Source organism: Reyranella sp. (assembly GCF_036558665.1).
GTDB lineage: Bacteria > Pseudomonadota > Alphaproteobacteria > Reyranellales > Reyranellaceae > Reyranella.
Map to the genome: position 1 here is coordinate 35,681 of NZ_DATBFE010000068.1, position 18,227 is coordinate 53,907.

At 65.1% G+C, this 18,227-nt stretch carries 13 protein-coding genes; 4 read left to right on the top strand and 9 right to left on the bottom strand.

All coding sequences use genetic code 11. The features are described from left to right. Nucleotides 1-110: 110 nt before the first annotated feature. Both VH499_RS10745 and VH499_RS10750 read right to left on the bottom strand, forming a co-directional pair. A complete protein-coding gene (locus VH499_RS10745) occupies nt 111-1,109 on the bottom strand; it encodes a tetratricopeptide repeat protein (protein WP_332052723.1) in 999 nt (332 codons plus the stop codon). A 381-nt stretch (nt 1,110-1,490) separates the two neighbouring features. Then, nucleotides 1,491-2,660, bottom strand: coding sequence for an acetyl-CoA acetyltransferase (locus VH499_RS10750; RefSeq protein WP_332052724.1), 1,170 nt, complete (start codon nt 2,658-2,660; stop codon nt 1,491-1,493). A 176-nt stretch (nt 2,661-2,836) separates the two neighbouring features. Here VH499_RS10750 and VH499_RS10755 point away from each other — a divergent pair, with 176 nt between their 5' ends. Further along, nucleotides 2,837-3,229 (top strand): hypothetical protein, encoded by a 393-nt coding sequence (locus VH499_RS10755; protein ID WP_332052725.1) that lies wholly within the window; start codon nt 2,837-2,839, stop codon nt 3,227-3,229. Nucleotides 3,230-3,333: 104 nt separating this feature from the next. Here the strand turns inward: VH499_RS10755 and VH499_RS10760 are convergent, their stop codons facing one another. The 7 genes from VH499_RS10760 to VH499_RS10790 all read right to left on the bottom strand — a co-directional run bounded on the left by VH499_RS10760 (nt 3,334) and on the right by VH499_RS10790 (nt 16,300). Continuing rightward, complete coding sequence (locus tag VH499_RS10760) at nt 3,334-4,449, bottom strand: tetratricopeptide repeat protein (RefSeq protein WP_332052726.1); 1,116 nt, start codon at nt 4,447-4,449, stop codon at nt 3,334-3,336. A 7-nt stretch (nt 4,450-4,456) separates the two neighbouring features. Then, a complete protein-coding gene (locus VH499_RS10765) occupies nt 4,457-7,123 on the bottom strand; it encodes a virulence factor SrfC family protein (protein WP_332052727.1) in 2,667 nt (888 codons plus the stop codon). 4 nt (nt 7,124-7,127) lie between these two features. Then, the gene (locus VH499_RS10770; protein WP_332052728.1) at nt 7,128-10,094 is read right to left on the bottom strand and encodes a virulence factor SrfB; all 2,967 of its coding nucleotides are present in this window, start codon (nt 10,092-10,094) and stop codon (nt 7,128-7,130) included. 52 nt (nt 10,095-10,146) lie between these two features. Beyond that, the gene (locus VH499_RS10775) at nt 10,147-11,565 is read right to left on the bottom strand and encodes an SrfA family protein (protein WP_332052729.1); all 1,419 of its coding nucleotides are present in this window, start codon (nt 11,563-11,565) and stop codon (nt 10,147-10,149) included. Nucleotides 11,566-11,577: 12 nt separating this feature from the next. Then, nucleotides 11,578-12,813: a hypothetical protein gene (locus VH499_RS10780; protein WP_332052730.1), complete on the bottom strand. Its 1,236-nt coding sequence runs from the start codon at nt 12,811-12,813 to the stop codon at nt 11,578-11,580. A 157-nt stretch (nt 12,814-12,970) separates the two neighbouring features. After that, nucleotides 12,971-14,863 carry a potassium transporter Kup gene (locus VH499_RS10785; protein ID WP_414709773.1) on the bottom strand — a complete coding sequence of 631 codons (1,893 nt, stop codon included), beginning with the start codon at nt 14,861-14,863 and terminating at the stop codon, nt 12,971-12,973. A gap of 165 nt (nt 14,864-15,028) precedes the next feature. Continuing rightward, a complete protein-coding gene (locus VH499_RS10790) occupies nt 15,029-16,300 on the bottom strand; it encodes an outer membrane beta-barrel protein (RefSeq protein WP_332052732.1) in 1,272 nt (423 codons plus the stop codon). A 227-nt stretch (nt 16,301-16,527) separates the two neighbouring features. Between VH499_RS10790 and VH499_RS10795 the strand changes: the two genes are divergently transcribed. The 3 genes from VH499_RS10795 to kdpA all read left to right on the top strand — a co-directional run. Further along, nucleotides 16,528-16,731, top strand: a complete 204-nt coding sequence (locus tag VH499_RS10795; RefSeq protein WP_332052733.1) for a hypothetical protein — start codon at nt 16,528-16,530, stop codon at nt 16,729-16,731. 246 nt (nt 16,732-16,977) lie between these two features. After that, a complete protein-coding gene (locus tag VH499_RS10800) occupies nt 16,978-17,067 on the top strand; it encodes a K(+)-transporting ATPase subunit F (RefSeq protein ID WP_332052734.1) in 90 nt (29 codons plus the stop codon). Between the two features lie 12 nt (nt 17,068-17,079). Then, nucleotides 17,080-18,227 (top strand): potassium-transporting ATPase subunit KdpA (gene kdpA, locus VH499_RS10805; protein ID WP_332052735.1); only part of this gene is annotated, 1,148 nt, incomplete at its 3' end.

The following is an 18,227-nucleotide window of genomic DNA, read 5'->3' on the forward strand; positions in this document are numbered from 1 at the left end:
CAGGCCGGCGCATTGCCAGTCGATCCTGATCGACGCCGGTGCGAGTCCGGATCCGATGTCGAATACCGTGGAGCGTTCGGCGTCGTGATTCGGCCTCCGAGCGGGTTCGTCTACCGTCGATCGCTGCTATTCAAGGCAACGGCATCGTTCGGCTTCAGGTTTCTGGCCTGATCGTAGTCCCGCAGGGCGCGATCCTGCTCTCCCTTGGCATGGTAAGCATTGCCGCGGTTGAGGAAGGCGTTGGCATCATTCGGATTGAGCTCGATGGCGTGGTCGAAGTCCGCGATGGCGCGATCGTATTGGCTCTTGTCCGTGTAGGCCTTGCCGCGGTTGATGTAGGTCACGGCGTCGTTCGGGTTGAGCCTGAGGGCCTGGTCGTAGTCCTGAATGGCGCGAGCCGAATTGCCTTTGCCGTGGTAGGCATTGCCACGATTCAGGAAGGCATTCGCATCCTTCGGGTTGAGCTGCACGGCGCGGTCGAAGTCCTCGATAGCGCGACCGTACTGACCCTTGTCGTTGTAGACCTTGCCGCGATTGATGTACGTCACGGCATCGTTCGGATTGCGCTTGATGGCCTGGTCGTAATCCTGGAGGGCGAGGTCCTCCTCGCCTCGGGCACGATGCGAATTGCCCCGGTTCAAAAAGGCATTGGCATCTGTCACGTCGAGCCTGATCGCCGAGTCGAAATCGACGATGGCGCGATCGTACTCGCCCTTGTCGTTGTAGACCTTGCCGCGATGGAGGTAGGCGAGGGCGCCGAGCGGGTTGAGCTTGATGGCCTGGTCGTAGTCCTGGATGGCCTGATCCAGCTCGCCTTTGCCACGATGGGCGTTGCCGCGATTGAGAAAGGCGTTGGCGGAAGAGGGATCGAACCTGATGGCCTCGTCGAGCTCCTTGATGGCCTGATCCCACTGGCCCTTGTCGTTGTAGGCTTTGCCGCGACCGACAAACGAGTCGGACACCGGCGAGGCGGCGGCCACCAATGTACCGGCCACCAGCACGCCGAGGATGGGCAGGACCTCGACCCGTCGCACCCAGCTACGGACGACAGCGCCATGGTTGGGCACTCGACGCACTGCGTTGCGCCAATCCGAAACAGAATCGAACATGACCATCCTTCCCCAAACTGACGCCGCAGCGGGAAGAACAGTTCGAGGGCATCCAGGCTTGCTTTCCCCAAAAGCGACCAGGATGCGAAACGAGACTGTCGGGCCACCAGCCCGCCTTCTCGACGCGACGATTCCCACACACCAATCCGGCCGACCGGCCTGAACGACAGATCGCACGATCCAACCCGTCGAACCGGGCGTCGCGATGTCGGGAGCTTCCCGCTCGCGCGCAGACGAAATCTAGGATGTTCGGCCGGTGGGCGGTGTGACGCCTTGGGGCGAAAGTTGTGTTTGAATTGGCACAGCGTCGCTATCGACGGCCGTCAGGCGTGTCGGTCAACGCGGTCGCGCCAACACAGGCTCACATGCGGGAGTGTCGTCTCAACGCAGCGGCTCGAGGATGCTCACGTAGTTGGCAACGGCGGCGCCGCCCATGTTGAACACGCCGCCGAGCTTCGCCCGGGGAAGCTGCAGACCTTCCGGCGCCGAGCCGGCGAGCTGCATGGCGCTCATCACATGCATGGAAACGCCAGTGGCACCGACCGGATGGCCTTTGGCCTTGAGACCGCCCGACACGTTGACAGGCAACTTGCCCTCGCGCTCGACCCAACCTTCGTGGATCGCGCGCTCGCCTTCTCCCGGCGCAGTGAGGCCCATGGCTTCGTATTCGATCAGCTCCGCCGAGGTGAAGCAGTCGTGGCTTTCGACGAAGGAGAGGTCGAGCAGGTCGAGCTTGGCGGCAGCGAGGGCGCGCTGCCAGGCAAGCTGTGGTCCCTCGAACTTGATGATGTCTCGCCGGCTCATCGGCAGGAAGTCGTTGACGTGCTCGGCGGCGCGAAACGCGATCGCCTGCTTCATGCCGAGTGCCGTCGAGACATCGGCCAGGACGACCGCGGCGGCACCGTCGGTCACCGGCGAACAGTCGGTACGCTTGAGAGGCCCGGCGACGAACGGGTTCTTGTCGGAGGGATTGCGGCAGAACTCGTAGGCGAACTCCCTCTGGAAGTGCGCGTAGGGATTCCTGGCGCCGTTCCTGTGGGCCTTGACCGCGATCCTGGCGAGGGCATCGGACTTGTCGCCGTAGCATTGGAAATAGGCAGAGGTGATCTTGCCGAAGATGCCGGCGAAGCCCGCCTCGATGTTCGCTTCTTCGGCGACATAGGAAGCCTTGATCAACACGTCGCCCGCCTGCGCCGAGTTGAGCTCGGTCATTTTCTCGACGCCGACCACCAGCACGAAGCGCGCCTTCCTGGCTGCAAGCGTATTGAGCCCCATATGAATCGCCGCCGATCCGGTGGCGCAGGCATTCTCGACACGCGTCGATGGCTTGAAGCGAAGGTCCGGATGAGCCTGCAAGGCCAGGGAAGAATGGAATTCCTGGCGCACGAAGCCGCCGTTCATGTTGCCGACATAGATCACGTCGACATCTTTCGGCTCGATGCCGGCATGGGCGATCGCTTCACTGGCGGCCTTGGCGATCAGTGACTCGCTGGTCTCGCCGTCGAGCTTGCCGAACTTGCCGTGGGACCAACCGACGATGCAGGCGGTCATGGCGCTCTCCTCTTTCGGGTATTCAGTACCCTTATATAGGGTATAGGGCTGGCGGTCGGGCAAGTCCGGGTGCAGGAGATTTGCTCATCGTGGCCCTCGTGGCGCGCACTTGGCCGCCCCAATTCCGCCGCCCCGCAAGTGTTGACTGCAGCCTCAACAGGAGCCCAACTGCGCCCATGGCCGAAACCCCGCCGCCTGCCGAGTCAGCCGAACGCTCCCGTCCGCGTTGGCCGCTCATCCTGGGCGGGCTGGTGGGCGGAGCCCTTCTGGTCGGCGCCGGGCTGGCGCTCGGCTGGTATCTCTTCTACCGGCCGATCGTGAATGTCGCCGTGCAATTGCCCGCGCCCCCGCCGCCACCCGCGCCGCCCGGCCCGGACGAAAAGGAAGTGAAGGCGCTGCAAGATCAAATCGACAAGCAGAAGGCCGCCAACAAGCAGATCGAGGAGCAGATCGCCGTCCTGAAGGAGCGGCTGAAGGCCGATGTCTGCACGATCAAGGACCCGCTCGGCAAGTCGGCGCCGAACGCCGCGCCACCGCCGGAGGAAACAGCTCCCGGACACAAGACGTAAATCCAATCAGTGTCAGCCCGAGCGTGAGCGAGGATCCTTCGCGCCGCCACAAGAGCCCCGTGCCCTTGCTCGGGATGACAACGCGTTCGGGATAGACGTTGGCGCTACTTCTTCGAAAGTTGCTCGAGCGCCTTCTTGGCTTCGACGTCGTTCTGGGCGGCAGCCTGTTGCAGCCAGTTTTTCGCCTTGGCCGAGTCGGCCGCCACGCCGGCGGCGCCCATGGCGAACAAGAGGCCAAGTTTGCGCTGCGCCTCGGCATTGCCGGCGAGTGCGGCCCGCTCGTACCAGTCGGCGGCCCGGGCTCCATCCGGCGTGAATCCTGTTTTGGGCCGAGGCGCCAACGGGTCGTAGAAGCCGGCGATCTCGACCTCTGCCTCTGGATTGCCCGCCTCGGCGGCCTGACGCCAGAGCAGGAACGCGCCGGCGAAATTGCCGGCCTGGGCGTATTCACGGCCCTTCGCCAGGATCGCCTCGGCGGTGGGCTTGGTGGCGAGGTAGTCTGCCACGGTGTCGCGGATGGATTTGTTCGGCGCTTCGGGAGACGTCGCGGCAGGGGCTGTCGGAGGCTGGGCGTCGGTCCTGGGTGGAGGCCCGGCCGTGGCCACCTGGGTGCCGTCCTTCTTCTCGAAATAAGCGGCGTAGACATAGTAACCGCCCGCAGCGACGATGATCAGCGCGAGCGCCGTCATTGCCCAGCTCGCGATGCTTGACCGGGATGGCTCCGGCGCCTGATCGCGCGCGGCCCGCAGTTCAGGGATTGGCCACGGCGGCTCCGCGGGCTGCGGCTCGAACGGCGGGGCCGGGGGTTCGACCGGTGGCGGCGGAGGGCGCCGGAAGCGGAATGGTGATTCTTCGGCTGGCGGGCGCTGTGTCGTGTCGACGGCGCCGGACGTCAGCATGGCCGGCCAGGCGACGACGGTCGAGGCAACCACCCCGATCTCGGGCTCTCTGATGCGCAGCCGGACGGTGGCAATGCCGGCCAGTCGGTCGCAGATCTCCGGTCCGAGATGGAAGTCGAGGACGCCCCTGACCCGCACTGCCTGGTCCGGCCGCAGCCATGCCTCGGTGCGTCGCCAGCCATCCTCGGCGAGATGCGAATCGGGGGCCTGCTGGCGCTGGATCGAGAGTGTCAGCCCTTCCGCCGGCGCGTCGAGGTCGGTCACGCGCAGGATGGCGTGGCCTGGCGCCGGCTGCTGCAGGACGGAGGCTCGAACAGGCATCGACGCCCTATGCCGGTACGGCGCGCAGGATCGCGCCCAACCGCTCGTTCTGTTCGGCAGTGATCTCGCGGCCACCTTCGTAACCCACATTGTCCATCGCGAGCTGGAGGAAGGCGCGCATCCAGTCCTTGCAATAGTCGGCGTAGATCGCCGCCGGATCCTCACTGAGGACCGGTCCGTCCACGGGCACCGGCGGATTCTGGAAGACGCGGCGGGTCGGGGAGTGCGGCGGCAGGCCAGGACGCTGATCGAGCGGCAGACGATCGAAGCCGAGCGCACTCACATAGCCGTTCAGCGCGGAAGCGGCGGTGCGTACCTGGCGCTCGGCGATATCCTCCCATTTGGCGTTGGCGGCGTTCTCGAGCGTCCGTACATCGAGCGAGAGCTGGTCGATGAGCTTCAGGCGATGGGCACCCACCACCAACTCGTCGATCAGCCAGCCGAGATGCTGCCGATCGACACCGAAATGCGACAGAGCCTTGTCGTCGGCGCCGATGCGCCGCATGTTCTCGAGCCAATACTCCGCCGCCTCGTGCGCGAACCGTTCGGCGCGATCTTCCAGCACGCCTGCCGGTGGCGCCGCGCGGCCCTCTTCTTCCCCGAAGACGTCGGCGAAAATGGCACTGAGGTCGACCGTGGCGCCGGTCGACTGCGTCACCTGGCCAGGCGCGCGGCCGTTGCGGTTGTCGGATTGCTCGGCCGATCTCGCTGTCGAGATTCGGAAGTAGATGTCACGCAGGGCGCTGTCGGCCACCTGCAGGGCCGCGACCAGTTCGCCGAAGAGCTGCTGCTGGATGCAGGTCGCGAGCCCGCGCAGCACGGTGTGAACCAGCTCGCGTTTCTTGGCGCGCGCATCGCCATCCGCGGCGCTGTGAAAGCCGGCGAGCCGGTGGACGAGGCGGCGCACCTGTACCTCGAGCTGGCCGCGCACCTGCGAGCGCTTGATCGCCGGATCGCAGACCGGGATCAGGTTCTTCACCAGGTAGGAGACGCCGCCGTCATTGGCCTTGAAGGCTTCATCCCAGGCCCGTGCCGGATCCACGAAATGGCGCTGAACGTCGAAATTCTCCACGAAGTGACCGCGCAGCTCGATGGCGCGCTGGGCGAAGGCCTCGGCGACGCCCAGCTCCCGGCCGTCCCGATAATCCATCAGCCGCTCGTCGATGACCGTCGGATTGCGCAGCCAGAAGGTGTTGTCGAATGGCCGGCCGTTCCAGTTGGTGGGCCATTCGCCGCGGAAATTGTTCACCAGCGAGTTGTTGAGCCGCGCGCTCCAGCGCAGCCGGCGGGATTCCTCGGTCTCGCCGGCCTTCTGCTCGAACTCGCGGTCCATCTTGGTCAGCACCAGGAACAATGCGTTCTTCTGCTTGGTACGTTCGGCCGGAGTGGCCCCGATCGTCTGATCGATCCATGCCGCCATCATGTCCGAAAGATCGCGGACTTCCTGATTGCCGTCGGGAATGCAGAGCAGCATTGCCGACAGCTCGCGCTCGGCCGAGTAGCGCTGGAACAGATAGGCGACCTTGCCGCGCAGCAGCAGCTCGCGCAGCGGGTTGGCGCCTTCCGCCACGCCCTTGGCTTTGGCGACGTCCTGCAAACTGGCAAGCTTCAGCCGCGATCGCGCGCCGGGGAAATCGAGCAGGTCGGTGTGATCGAAGAAATCCCACGGTTTCTCGTTGATTGCGACGTTGAGCTCGGCGGTCAGCGCGCAGACGAGCGAGCGCGGCAGGCGGGCGTCCGCCGAGGCCATGCGGTCTGCTTGCTTGGGCCGGACCAGCAGGGTGTCGCCCGCATCCGCACCGAGGCGATCGAGGGTCAGCACATCGATGATGCTCTTCTCGCGGGGGATCAGCGCATCCATGCCAAGCAGGGCTTCCGGCGCGAAGGCAAGCTTCTCCAGTCCCTCGTAGAGGGTGAGATAGAGATCGGTGAAGGGCTGGAAGTCGTACCACAACACCGACCAGAGCTTGGCGCGGTCGCGGCCCGAGAGACGCGGCGCCAGATCGATCGCCTCGCGCCAGTACTCGGTGCGCAGTTCCGCCGTGACGCCGGCGAAGAACGTGTCGAAGTACTCGATCAGGTCGAGAACATCGTCGGAGTCGAGATCGCCCGGCATCGTCGGCATCACCTTGGAACGCAACTCGGTGAGCCGTTTGCGGATCGCGCCGCCGTCGGGTCGTTCGAAAGCGGCCTTCTGATGATCGAAGTCGAGTAGAAAGGAATTGCCCAGGATCTTGACGATGTCGGTCTGGGTCAGAAGCCGCACACGCACCGGAAAGTCGGACGCGCCGTCGCTCAGTCCCAGGCCGAAGCGCGTGACCAGTCCTGTCGACTCGCGATTGCCGGGCGGATTGATGGCGCGCAGAAAGTCGTAGGTCTTGTCGGCGAAGCGCGCCTGCAGCGGATGGCCGTCACGGCTGGCCAGGATCGACACGAGATAGGACTTGCCGGCCTGGCTCGGCCCGAACACACCGACGCACATCCGCCGGCGCGCGGCGCGCGCGAGCTTGCGGCTCTGGTTGCGAACCTTCTGCAGTTCGCTGATCAGCGATGGCGCCTGCTGGGCCACCGTCGGCGATTGGACGGCGGCGCCTTTCAGCCAGGCCACGCCCTCGCTGGCGGCGACGGCCAGCGCCTCGCAGTCCTGGGCCAGCTTGAGATCGACAGTATCCATACCTTTACCCGGTCTTGAGCATGCCCGTGTCGAGCCAGTAGCCCTCACGACGCGGCAGCGTTTGCAGGCGCAGCGTCAGACGGTCGAGCGCCACGGCGCGGCCGTCGCGATTGACGACCTGACGGAGACGGAAACGCTCCACATCGGTCGAGTCCTTGTCCCTGGGCTTGACCCGTGCGAGCGCGATCTTGAACGGGGTCTCGCGCGCATGGCGCTCCGCGTACTCGGGCCTGGCGAACTCGAGGGCATAGAGTCGCGCCGCCGGCCAACGCGCGAGGTCGAGCTGGCGGGCACCGAGCCACATCGGCCCGCGGAAGTCGAAGGTGACCTCGGGCAGTTCGTACTCGCGATTGTCGAGGTCGACGTCGCGATAGACGAGATCCTCCTTTTGCAGCCGCCCGCCGCCATCGAGCTTGCCGATGAAGCGCGCGATGCTCTTCGATCGCAGCAGGTCGGAGCGGAAGGAAAAGTCCGGGAGCTGCGACTGAGCGAGCGCGGCGATCATCGCGCCGACCGCCACTGTGGTCTTGGGGTCCTCGACCCGGAGCCGCGCGTCACGGAACGGATACCAGGCGCCGACCCGATACTCGTGCAGTGCGATCACCCGCTCAGGTGGCAACGGCAGGAGTTCCATCAGGAGCGCGCGGATGCCGGGAAGGCGTGACGGCCGACCCGACAGCAGCAGGATGTCGCAATCGTAGGCATGGACGATCTCGGCGAGCGGCGCGAGCACACGCGCCATCTCGGCCCGCACCGTCTTGTCGAGACCGGGCAGATCGACCGGAAACACGGTCGCCCTGAGATCGAAGTCCTTGGCCCCGCGCTTGCGCGCGGCCTCGTTGACGAAGCCGACGACCTCCTCGGATGGCTTGGCGCCTCCGGGAAAGAACGAGTCGTACGGCCGCGGCTCGGCGGCCAGCACGCCCGACGTCGGGTTGTAGGTCTCTGCAGCGTTCAGGAGCTCGAGCGCAATTGGATGGGCGATCTGAAGCGCGAACTGCTGGCGAAGGTTTCGCTGAATGACATCCTCGCCGCCGCGATCGCCGCCCACCAGCTCCGCCAACAGATCGGCCGGATTGGCGATGCCGGCAGCGCGCATGGCCGACTCGACGGGCGGCAGCACATGGCTCTGTACGACGCGCAGCAGTATGTCGTCGCCGGCGACATTGAACCCCTCGCGGAACTTCTGCTCGGGAAACAGCGTAACCGAGGTGCCTGCGCCCTCGAGACGATAGTTGTTCACGATGAGATCGGTCGTGCCGCCGCCGACATCGATGCTGGCGATGCTGAGCGTGCCGTCCGCCGGCTTGCCGCGCGGCTTGCCTGCGATCTCGAAGAAGCGCCGGGCGTCGCCGCCGAAATTGCGTGCCACTTCGGTATAGAGATAGACGAGTTGCGTGCAGCTTGCCTCGTCCCAGTCGGTGAGCACACGCGGAGGCGGCGCGTCGGCGTCGTCGAGCTTCCAGCCCATCATCATCCAGACGAGGTCGCGGGCGGCCTCCGCACGCTTGCGGAAGATCAACCGTTCGGCGAGCGGCATGCCGGTAGGCAGCGTCAGCACGATGCGGCGCAGCCGTCGCGGTGTCTCGGCATGGGCGCGCCGGCCGCGCTGCTGTGGCGAGTTCATCAGCGTCAGCGCCTGCAAGAGGATCTCCGACAGCGCGAAGGTCATGATCGAGGAGCGCGAATAGAGCGGCTCGAACACCGGCAGCTGATCGGCGCTGTCCGCCTCCGGTTCGACGAGATGCAGCGACTCACCCTTCTGGTTGATGAGCTGCGCCATGGGACCGGCGGCCGCTGGCATTGCGGTCTGGTCCTGCGCGTAGGCGATGTTGAAACGCCATTCGCGCGCCTGCGGATCCTCGTCCCACAGGTAGCGCTTGGGACTGGACATGCCGGTATTGCCCTCGGTGCCGCGTCGACGGGCGGCGAGCCGCGTCGCTTCCGGGCCGACACGGGTCATCGTCGGCCATACGAAGGCGTCCGCCCTGCCACCCTGCCGTGACAGATGGTTCTTGCCAAACCAGGCCTGGGCGAATTCCACGCGCGATTCGAACGGTTTCATATGCACGCTCTCGGGGTGCGAGAGGTCGCGCAGCGCAAGTTCGTAGGAATCGTTGAGATTGACGCCAAGTTCGCCCGCCGCCTCGATCAGGAGGCCGCAGGTCCGCGAGTTCCCGACATCGAGCACGAGGTCGACCTCGATCGCGCCGCGGCCGGGGCGCTCGGCGTCGCCCACGAGCTTGATCGGCGGAAACGGAATCGCTTCGGCCAGCAGGCCGAGAAAGGCGAGATAACGTGCGCTGGCTTCCTGCCGCTTCTGCTTGATGTCGCCCTCGATCTCCTCGAGGGTCGCCCGCGGATGAAGCTCGCGGAACAGCTCCTCGAGCCACTGGTTCAGCCAGCTCTGGCGCAAGAGCCAATGGTTGGCGCGCTGCTGGGGGGCGAGCGCGAACAAGGCGCCTGACGTCACGTCCTTGGACGAGGGAGCGAGATAGGCGCGACCCTCGGTCTCGGCGATCAGGCCGGTGTCGAGGGCGAGCACGGCACGGTAGCGATGGCCTTGCTCGTCGCGAAACCCTGCGCCGAAGCGCGCCTCGAGGTCGATCACGCGGATACGCGCCCAGTCGGCGGGACCTTCGCGGAACTGGTTGTTGGGCCGCACCTGCAGGAACGGTACGGGCACCCATTTATCGAGAAAAGGTGCAAGGGCGTCCTTGGCGGTCACCACAAGGTTGGGTTCGGCCGGCCGTCGGCGTCCCGCCTCCACCACCTCGTACTGGCCGCGGACCTCGTCGAAGTCGAGTTGCACCAGATCGTCGATCGCCTTGGCCGCAGCGCTGTCGTGGAAGCCCCATTCGCGCACGCGCAGGCGCACCGGGTCGAAACCGAAGTCGAGAAACTGAATGCCGGAACGGGCGATCAGCGTCGTCGGGCTGGGATAGCTCGGCAGGCGGGCAAGGTCGCTCATAGATGCCTATATGCGGGGAAGCCTGTGCAACTGGGGTGTGAAGTGTAGGAAATCAACGGCCGATCTGCACGCTGTAGCTGCGCTTGTCGCCGGGCTGGCTGCCATTGCATTGGGCCACGCCATCCTGCCCGATCTCGCAATTGACGATGTTTCGGGCGTAGGTCCGGCCATCGGTGCATTTGGGATTGGATTTCTCCTCGATCACCAGCTTGCCACTGTCCCAACGCGCTTCCGCCGGCGCCTCGCAGGTCGATCCGTCCTGCTGCACGAAGCTCACCTTGCCCTTGCCCTTGTCGTCAAGCGTGTAGGACGGATGGAGATTCTTCTCCCCTTGGGGAGTGGCCAGGCTGGTGCGCGACCGCCAGTCGCCTTTCAGGAAGGCGAGATCGTGCTTCTGCTTGGCGTCCGGCGGCACCACCATCGGCTTGGGTTCATCCTTCCTGCCTGCCGACTGCTTGTCCTTGTCGGCCCCGTTCGTCGTCTTGTCGGGAGCACCCTTGTCGCCGATGCCCTTGTCGTCGGGACCCTTGGCCTTGTTCTTGTCGGCAACGTTTGCGTCGGGGCCGTTCCTGGCATCGGCTTCCGCCCGGCGCTCGATCGGTGAGTCGTTCATGCTGCCGACGATCACGCCGCCCGGGCCGATCACGCCGGTCGAACAATTGCCGCCGCGCTGCGCCACTTCGTCCGTAAGACGCGCCAGCTCCAGCCGCAGGTTCTCGTTGTCCTTGATCAGCGTCCCGATCCGCGCCTGTTGCAGCTCCAGCGGCTGGCGCACCGACATGGCGAGAGCGCGATCGCGCGCCTCCGCCTCGAGTTGCGGCTCGATGTGCGGCAGATAGGGCCGCACGATCCAGGCGAGTAGGGCGAGCAGCAGCAACAGGACGGCAGCCAGGACCAACCACTGCCACCACGAGGAGCGCATTGCCGGACTGAGTACCGCGGCGGGAGCGGAAGCAACGACCGCATCGGGCACCGAGCTGGCCGGCATCGGCGGTTTCGGCGGGCTGGCGAGGAAGACGCCGGGCAGCGCTGCGTCGGCCGAGAAACCCCAGAAGGTCATGACCGGCTTGCCGCTCACCACGTGCAGCGTTTCCTCGCCCGGCGCAGTCAGCGCGTGACGTAGAAGCTTGGCAAAATTGCGCTCGGCGCCAGACCGTTCAGGCGCTTCCATCCGTTCGGCGAGGCGGGCGAGATCGGCATGCAGGCGGCGAACCTTGTCGAGAACCGCGCTGCGCTCGGCTTCGCCAAGGTCGGCGAGTTGCCGCGCGTCGCCATCGAACGGCGCATACCAGTCGATGCGACGGCCCGAGGGATCGACCTCGGGAACAGCCAGCAAATCGGCATGCTCGCGGGACAGTCGCTGCGCGATGGCGGCGCGCAACTGGCCGGCCGCGCGCCATACCGGATCGCCGGCGAGCCCGAGCGCGCGATAGCGCTGAAGCGGCTCACTGCTGAGAAGAGGTCCGGCCATATCAGCCTCCCCTTAGCGTCCGCCGCGCGGACAGGACATGGCGTACGTCCATCGCGTGCCCCACATCTCTCCTGTTACGATGACGTCCACCGAATAATCCCCTGCAACGGGATTCCAGTCGAAGCCGAAGCCGCCGCGGCCGCTGCGCGGGCCGCCGGTGCCGGCGAGCACCTGGCCGCGATAGATCACCTTGATGTCGTCCGGCTTCACATAGAGGTTGTAGTTGATCGCTACGAATCCGGGTTTGTCGCCAAGGTAGTGCCGATTGCGCGTGACGCCTTCGCCACCGGAATCGCCGGACCAGTTGCAGGGCAGCATGCCCGGCGGCGGCTGGGTGACGGGCGGCGCCGTGGCGTGCTGCTGCGGCGGCGCCGGCGGTGGCGCCTTGGCAACCGGCGGCGGCGGAGGCTTGGGCGGCTCGACCGGCTTGCATTGCTCGACCTTGTGCTTGAGGTCGGTCTCGAGGGCGGCAAGCTGCGCTCTCAGGCTCTTCTCGTCGGTCTGCGCGTCATTCAGCGAGGCTTTCAGTACCGGCGTAGGGTCGGGCGGCGGTGGTGGCGCAGGTGGCGGCGGAGTCTCCAGGGTAGCGACGTTCGTCGCCGGATCGACCGGCGCACAGGCGCGCAGCAGCCACGAAGCGATCAGCAGCGCAAGCAGCAGCAGCAGCCCGAACAGCAGCGCCCCGAGCCACGGCGCCATGCCCCATCGTGCCTCCCGGGGCAGTGCCGGCGCACTGGCCAGCGTGGCTGATGGCATGGCGACCGGAGGCAGCGATGGCGGTGAGATTCCTTGCAGGCTCGCGGCAGCGTCGGCCTCGTAACCCCAGGCCGCGATGACGGGCTGCCCGTCGACCAAAAAGATGAAGTCGTTGGACGGCCGGGTCGTGGCGAGGTGCAGCGACCGCCCGACGAGACGCGCCTCGTCGCTCGAGTCGGAGGCCGAGAGCTGCGAACCAAGTGCGCGAATGGCCTCGAGATGCCCGTCGACGGTGCGCAACGCATCGCGGCGCTCGCCCTCGGTGAGTGCCGCAAATCGGCGGACAGTGCCTGACCGCGCGGCATACCAGTCGATGCCATCACCCGACTCGCGCAATTGCGGTTCGGCGAGCAGATCGGCCGGCCCATCGCCCAGACGGCGTCGGACAACCGACAGCAGCTGGCCGGCCGCGGCATGCAACGGCTCGCCGCGCACGCCCAACGGTCGAACGCCCAGTCGTGTCGTGAGGATAAGAGTCGGGCCTTCGCCCATTCTTCCCATACGCCGTTCAGTAGAGCGCCAGCATATCAGCGGCGAATCGGACTTGTTTATGGTGCGCTTTGGCACCCGGGGAGCTCGGAGCGTCGAACCTCCTGACGGCGCGTCCGAAAATCTTGTTGAAAATGCGTCGCAATCGCGACCAGAGATTCTAGATTTCGATGCGACTGCCGAGCTCGACCACGCGATTTGCCGGCAGGCCGAAGAAGTCGCCGGCGCTCGAGGCTAGGCGGGCGAGCACCAGGAACAGCTTTTCCTGCCATCGCGGCAGAAGCGGCTTGGTGGCCGGCACGAAGCTGTTGCGGCCGACGAAGTAGGACGTGCGCATGGGATCGACCGGCACGCCACGCTCAGCCAAGGGCGCGAGGTCACGCGGCACGTCGGGCTGCTCCATGAAGCCGTAGCGCAGTACTACGTGATGCACGCCCTTGCCGAGATGCGCGACGTGGGCGCGAGCATTGGGCGGAACGTAGGGTTCGTCGGGCACCTCGACCGTCAGCAGGACAACCTGTTCATGCAGGACCTCGTTGTGCTTGAGGTTGTGCAGAAGACAGTTGGGCGCGTTGCCGGAGAAGGCGGTGAGATAGACCGCGGTGCCCTGAGGACGATGCACCCGGCTGGGATTGATGCTGCTGAGCAGCGTCTCCATCGGTAGCGAGCCTTCCTGCTCGCGAGCGGCAACCGCCATCCGACCCTTCATCCAGGTCCACATGGCAGCGAAGATCGTGATCGCCATCGCCAGCGGCACCCAGCCGCCTTCGAGGAATTTCAGCATGTTCGCCGACATCAGGGTTGCATCGACGGTCATGAAGCCGCCGAAGACCAGGATCGTCAGCGGCCATCCCCACTTCCAGACACGCAGTGCCAGCGCGGAGACGAGGATGGAATCCACCAGCATGGTGCCGGTGACGGCGATGCCATAGGCAGCGGCAAGATTGGACGACGACTTGAACGACAGAACGAGGATGGCGACGCCGAACATTTGTATCCAGTTGATCGCCGGCACGTAGATCTGGCCGAATTCGCTGGCCGAGGTGTGCTGGATGCGGACGCGGGGGCTGAGGCCCAGCAAGGCCGCCTGCTGGGCCATCGAGAACGCGCCTGAAATGGTGGCCTGCGAGGCGATCACGGCGGCGGCGGTCGCCAATACCACCATGGGATAGAGCGCCCATTGCGGCGCCAGCCTGAAGAATGGATTTTCGAGCGCCGTTGCATCCGCCAGCAACAGCCCGCCTTGTCCGTAGTAGTTGGCGAGTAGTGCGGGCAGGACGACGCCGAACCATGCAAGCCGGATGGGCTTGCGGCCGAAATGACCCATGTCCGTATAGAGCGCCTCCGCTCCGGTCACGGCCAGCGTTACGGCGCCGAGAGCGACGAAGGCGACGAATCGGTGACGGATCGCGAAGTCGACGGCGTACAGCGGCCAGAGCGCCGCCAGGACCTGAGGCGTCTGGACGATTTGCCAGAGCCCGAGGAGCAGGAGGGTCGAGAACCACAGCAGGGTTATCGGGCCGAACAGGCGACCGACACCGCCGGTTCCGAACCGCTGGACGGAAAAAAGAGCAACCAACACGCCGAGTGCGATCGGCACGACCAAGGGCTGGAAGGCAGGGGTGGCAACGTTGAGCCCTTCGATCGAACTCAGCACGGTGACCGCCGGTGTCAGCAGACTGTCGCCGTAGAACAAGGCGGCGCCAGCCATCCCCAGCATGACGTAGAAATTTCGGCGGCCGGCTGGAAGTCCGGCACGGCGCGCAATCAGTGCCATCAGGGCCAGAACGCCGCCTTCGCCCCGGTTGTCGGCACGCATGACGACGGTCACGTATTTCAGCGTGACCACGATAATGAGCGTCCAGGTGATCAGCGACAGGATGCCCAGCACGTCCTCGTGCGTCGGCTTCAGCCCGGTGAATTCGCTGAAGCATTCCTTCATCGTGTAAAGAGGACTGGTGCCGATATCCCCGAACACGACGCCGAGCGCGGCGAGGCTGAGGCCCGCCAGGCGCCTGCGACTCACCGAAGCGGACGTTCCATTCCTGGGCATCTGACTGGGAGGGGCCTTCCTTTGCCGTCCGGCAGAAAAGGCGCCGGGCACGGCGGGCGGGTATTGCTCCGCTACGCGGGCCGGTCAATCGGATTCTTATGCCCGTCCCATGTCAGCTTGAATCTGCCGGCCTGCAAGGAGCCGGGAACAGCAGGAGAACCTCGCTCAGAACTTGATGATGACATCGGAGGCGATGGTGAACTGGGAAGAGTTGGTACCGCCGGCGAAGGGCGTGGTTCCGTTCAGCGAGGTATCGAAGCGGATTTCGGGGCGGAAGATCAGCGCCTTGACGACCGGATTGGCCGGGATCCCGGGTGTGACGTTGAGGCCGAGCGTGAACGCGGCATAGGTGGTCGGCGTGCCGGCAATGATCGTGGCGCTGGGATCGCCGTGCTCGGCCTTGACGAAGTCGAGGTTGCCGGGGAAGGCGGCGACGAAGAAGCCGGAGTTGTCGCGCCAGATCTCGGCGCGACCGACGACTTTGAAGAGATCGTTGATCTGGTACATGCCGTAGAGGGCGGTGCCGTACCCGTCGGCCTTGAAGCCGTCGTCGCGGATGTAGTTGAGGTCGGCCATGAAGGTGAGCTTGTCGCTCGCTTTCCACGTGATGGCGATGTCGTTGAGATAGCGCAGGGCCGTGTTGGGGTCGCAGTTGCAGGCGGCCTGGATGGCTGGCGTGTTGGCGTTCTCGGCACCGATGTGTGTGGTGGCGAGGATGGTAAGGGCGCCGTCGAGCAGGTTGAAGCCGAAGCCGCCCTGCAAGGCGACGCCATAATTGTTATCGCCGGTGTAGAGGCCGCAGCAGCCGAAAGTGGTGCTCAAGCCAGTATCGAAGCCGGCATAGATATCCAGCCAGTCGTCGACGTGGGCCGTGGTGAGCACGCCGGTATGCTTGAAGGGCGTGCCGAAGTTGAAGATGTAGGAGTGGGAATAAAGCGGGTTGTCGGGAGCGGAGATGACCTCGATGCCTTCGAGCGTCACATACTCGCCGATCTTGACGTCGATGCCGCCCTTGGTCAGCCAGGGCAGGTGGAACTGGAGGTTGGCCTCGACGATGTCGAGCTGGCCGATGCCATCCATCGATTCATCGAACTCGCCGAGGAAGTGGGTGTAGCGGGCGTCGGTGCCATAGTACGCCTGAAACTTGAAGCCGAAGTCGTAGCCGGTAGCCTTGGGGTCGAGCGGCCGTTGCAGGGTGACCAGCGCCTGGTTGAGCAGGGGCGTGTTGGTCTTGTCGGTGAGGAGTTGGCCGAAGTTGAGACCGTTGGGCTGGGGATAGGTGTTGTAGGTGGCGCCACCTTCGACATGGCCGCTGATCGAGAACGCATCCCACCACGACGAAGGTTTGGCAGTTGGCTTGTCCTGAGCATGTCCCGCAGACGCGAGAGCAGTGAAAGCGACGATACCGGCAACGGCGCGGAGCGCGGTTCTCTTCATTCGTGGCCCCTCGGAAACGCGGGGAAAGGACACGCCTTCTGCTTAAGAAATCCATGGTCTAGATCACGTAGCCTCATAGGATTTCCCTAGGAAATCCGTACGGAAATCCATGCGAAATAACGCGCGATCTATATGCGCCAGCGGGCGAAGTGCTCTCGATTTCCTATAGCTTGTGCGCCCACATCCGATGTCGATCGCAAGGGGTGCGATCGCTTCGAGGAGAAGCCATGAGCAGTGGCGCCATCGCAACCAAGGAAGCCTGCCGCGGCGCGCCCGCCGCCGCGTCGTCGCGCATGCAAGACAGTTGGTTTTGCGAGGAAGAGACGCCGCGCGCGGGTGAACTGCTGCTGGAGATCGCCCTGATGCTCGCCGCCCACATGACCGTGGTGACGATCATCGCCTTCGTTCTGGATCGGTGGGGTATTCGCTGACGGTGGGCTGATGCGGATCAACTGATCTTTCCACCATGCCCTAGGGTCTAACAGCACTTCTTTATGAAAATCCTATGGGCAGGTGTCCGCTGTCCTCTCGATTCCCTATGCCTTCAGGCGCGACAACCCCGCCTTGCGACTGAGAGCAAGCCATGTTGGACGTCATCCTGATCGCTGTCGGCTGCGGCCTGTTCTTCCTGGGCATCGCCTACGCCTACGCCTGCGACCGGCTGTAAGGAGGCCACTATGCCGATCGATTATGTCCTCGGCGGTGCCGTGACGCTCGGGCTGCTCGTCTACTTGACCTACGCCCTGCTGCGCCCCGAGCGCTTCTGAGGACATACTTCCATGACCTTCAACGGCTGGTTCCAGATCGCGCTCTTCAGTGTGGTCGTCATTCTGCTCGTGAAGCCGTTCGGCGGCTACATGACCCGTGTCTTCGCCGGCCAGCGCACGTTCCTGTCGCCGGTGCTGGGTCCGGTCGAGCGTGCCTTCTATCGGCTGAGCGGGGTCGAGGAGCGCGCTGACCAGAACTGGGTCACCTATGCGGTGGCGATGTTGCTGTTCAGCCTCGCGGGATTCCTGACGCTCTATGCGCTGCAGCGCTTCCAGGCGCTGTTGCCGTTCAATCCGGTTGGTCAGTCGGCGGTCGAGGAGGGGCTCGCCTTCAACACGGCGATGAGCTTCGACACCAACACCAACTGGCAGTCCTACGTGCCCGAGACGACCATGAGCTACCTGGTTCAGATGGCCGGGCTCACGGTCCACAATTTCGTGTCGGCCGCGACCGGCATGGCGCTGGCAGTTGCGCTCATCCGCGGCTTCGCGCGCCGCTCGGCCGCAGGTATCGGCAACTTCTGGATCGATCTCACGCGCTGCACCCTCTACATCCTGCTGCCGATCTCGATCGTCGTCGGGCTGTTCTTCGTCTGGCAGGGCATGCCGCAGAACCTCTCGGCCTATACCGAGGCGACAACGCTCGAAGGCGCCAGGCAGGTGATCGCCCAGGGCCCGGTGGCGTCGCAGGAAGTCATCAAGATGCTGGGCACAAACGGCGGCGGCTTCTTCAATGCCAACTCCGCCCATCCATTCGAGAACCCGAACGCGATCACCAACTTCATCGAGATGATCCTGATCTTCTCGATCGGGGCGGGCCTTACCAACGTCTTCGGTCGCATGGTGGGCGATCAGCGCCAGGGCTGGGCGGTCTTCGCCGTCATGGGCCTTCTGTTCCTCGGCGGCGTGGTCATGGCCTACTGCGCGGAATCTGCCGGTAATCCCGAGATTGCCGCGCTGGGTGTCGATACGCATGCCTCGCCGATGCAGGCAGGCGGCAACATGGAGGGCAAGGAGACCCGGTTCGGCATTGCCAACTCCGCCCTGTTCACCGCGGTGACGACCGACGCCTCGTGCGGCGCCGTCAACGCCATGCACGACAGCTTCACGCCGCTCGGCGGTCTGGTGCCGATGTTCAACATGCAGCTTGGCGAGATCAT

What these genes read in the sequence shown, in the direction of transcription:
- VH499_RS10765 (WP_332052727.1), bottom strand. Translation starts at nt 7,123, where the DNA reads ATGGATACTGTCGATCTCAAGCTGGCCCAGGACTGCGAGGCGCTGGCC.
- VH499_RS10760 (WP_332052726.1), bottom strand. Translation starts at nt 4,449, where the DNA reads ATGCCTGTTCGAGCCTCCGTCCTGCAGCAGCCGGCGCCAGGCCACGCC.
- VH499_RS10790 (WP_332052732.1), bottom strand. Translation starts at nt 16,300, where the DNA reads ATGAAGAGAACCGCGCTCCGCGCCGTTGCCGGTATCGTCGCTTTCACT.
- VH499_RS10755 (WP_332052725.1), top strand. Translation starts at nt 2,837, where the DNA reads ATGGCCGAAACCCCGCCGCCTGCCGAGTCAGCCGAACGCTCCCGTCCG.
- VH499_RS10775 (WP_332052729.1), bottom strand. Translation starts at nt 11,565, where the DNA reads ATGGCCGGACCTCTTCTCAGCAGTGAGCCGCTTCAGCGCTATCGCGCG.
- VH499_RS10770 (WP_332052728.1), bottom strand. Translation starts at nt 10,094, where the DNA reads ATGAGCGACCTTGCCCGCCTGCCGAGCTATCCCAGCCCGACGACGCTG.
- VH499_RS10785 (WP_414709773.1), bottom strand. Translation starts at nt 14,863, where the DNA reads ATGCCCAGGAATGGAACGTCCGCTTCGGTGAGTCGCAGGCGCCTGGCG.
- VH499_RS10800 (WP_332052734.1), top strand. Translation starts at nt 16,978, where the DNA reads ATGCCGATCGATTATGTCCTCGGCGGTGCCGTGACGCTCGGGCTGCTC.
- VH499_RS10750 (WP_332052724.1), bottom strand. Translation starts at nt 2,660, where the DNA reads ATGACCGCCTGCATCGTCGGTTGGTCCCACGGCAAGTTCGGCAAGCTC.
- VH499_RS10745 (WP_332052723.1), bottom strand. Translation starts at nt 1,109, where the DNA reads ATGTTCGATTCTGTTTCGGATTGGCGCAACGCAGTGCGTCGAGTGCCC.
- VH499_RS10780 (WP_332052730.1), bottom strand. Translation starts at nt 12,813, where the DNA reads ATGGGCGAAGGCCCGACTCTTATCCTCACGACACGACTGGGCGTTCGA.
- VH499_RS10795 (WP_332052733.1), top strand. Translation starts at nt 16,528, where the DNA reads ATGAGCAGTGGCGCCATCGCAACCAAGGAAGCCTGCCGCGGCGCGCCC.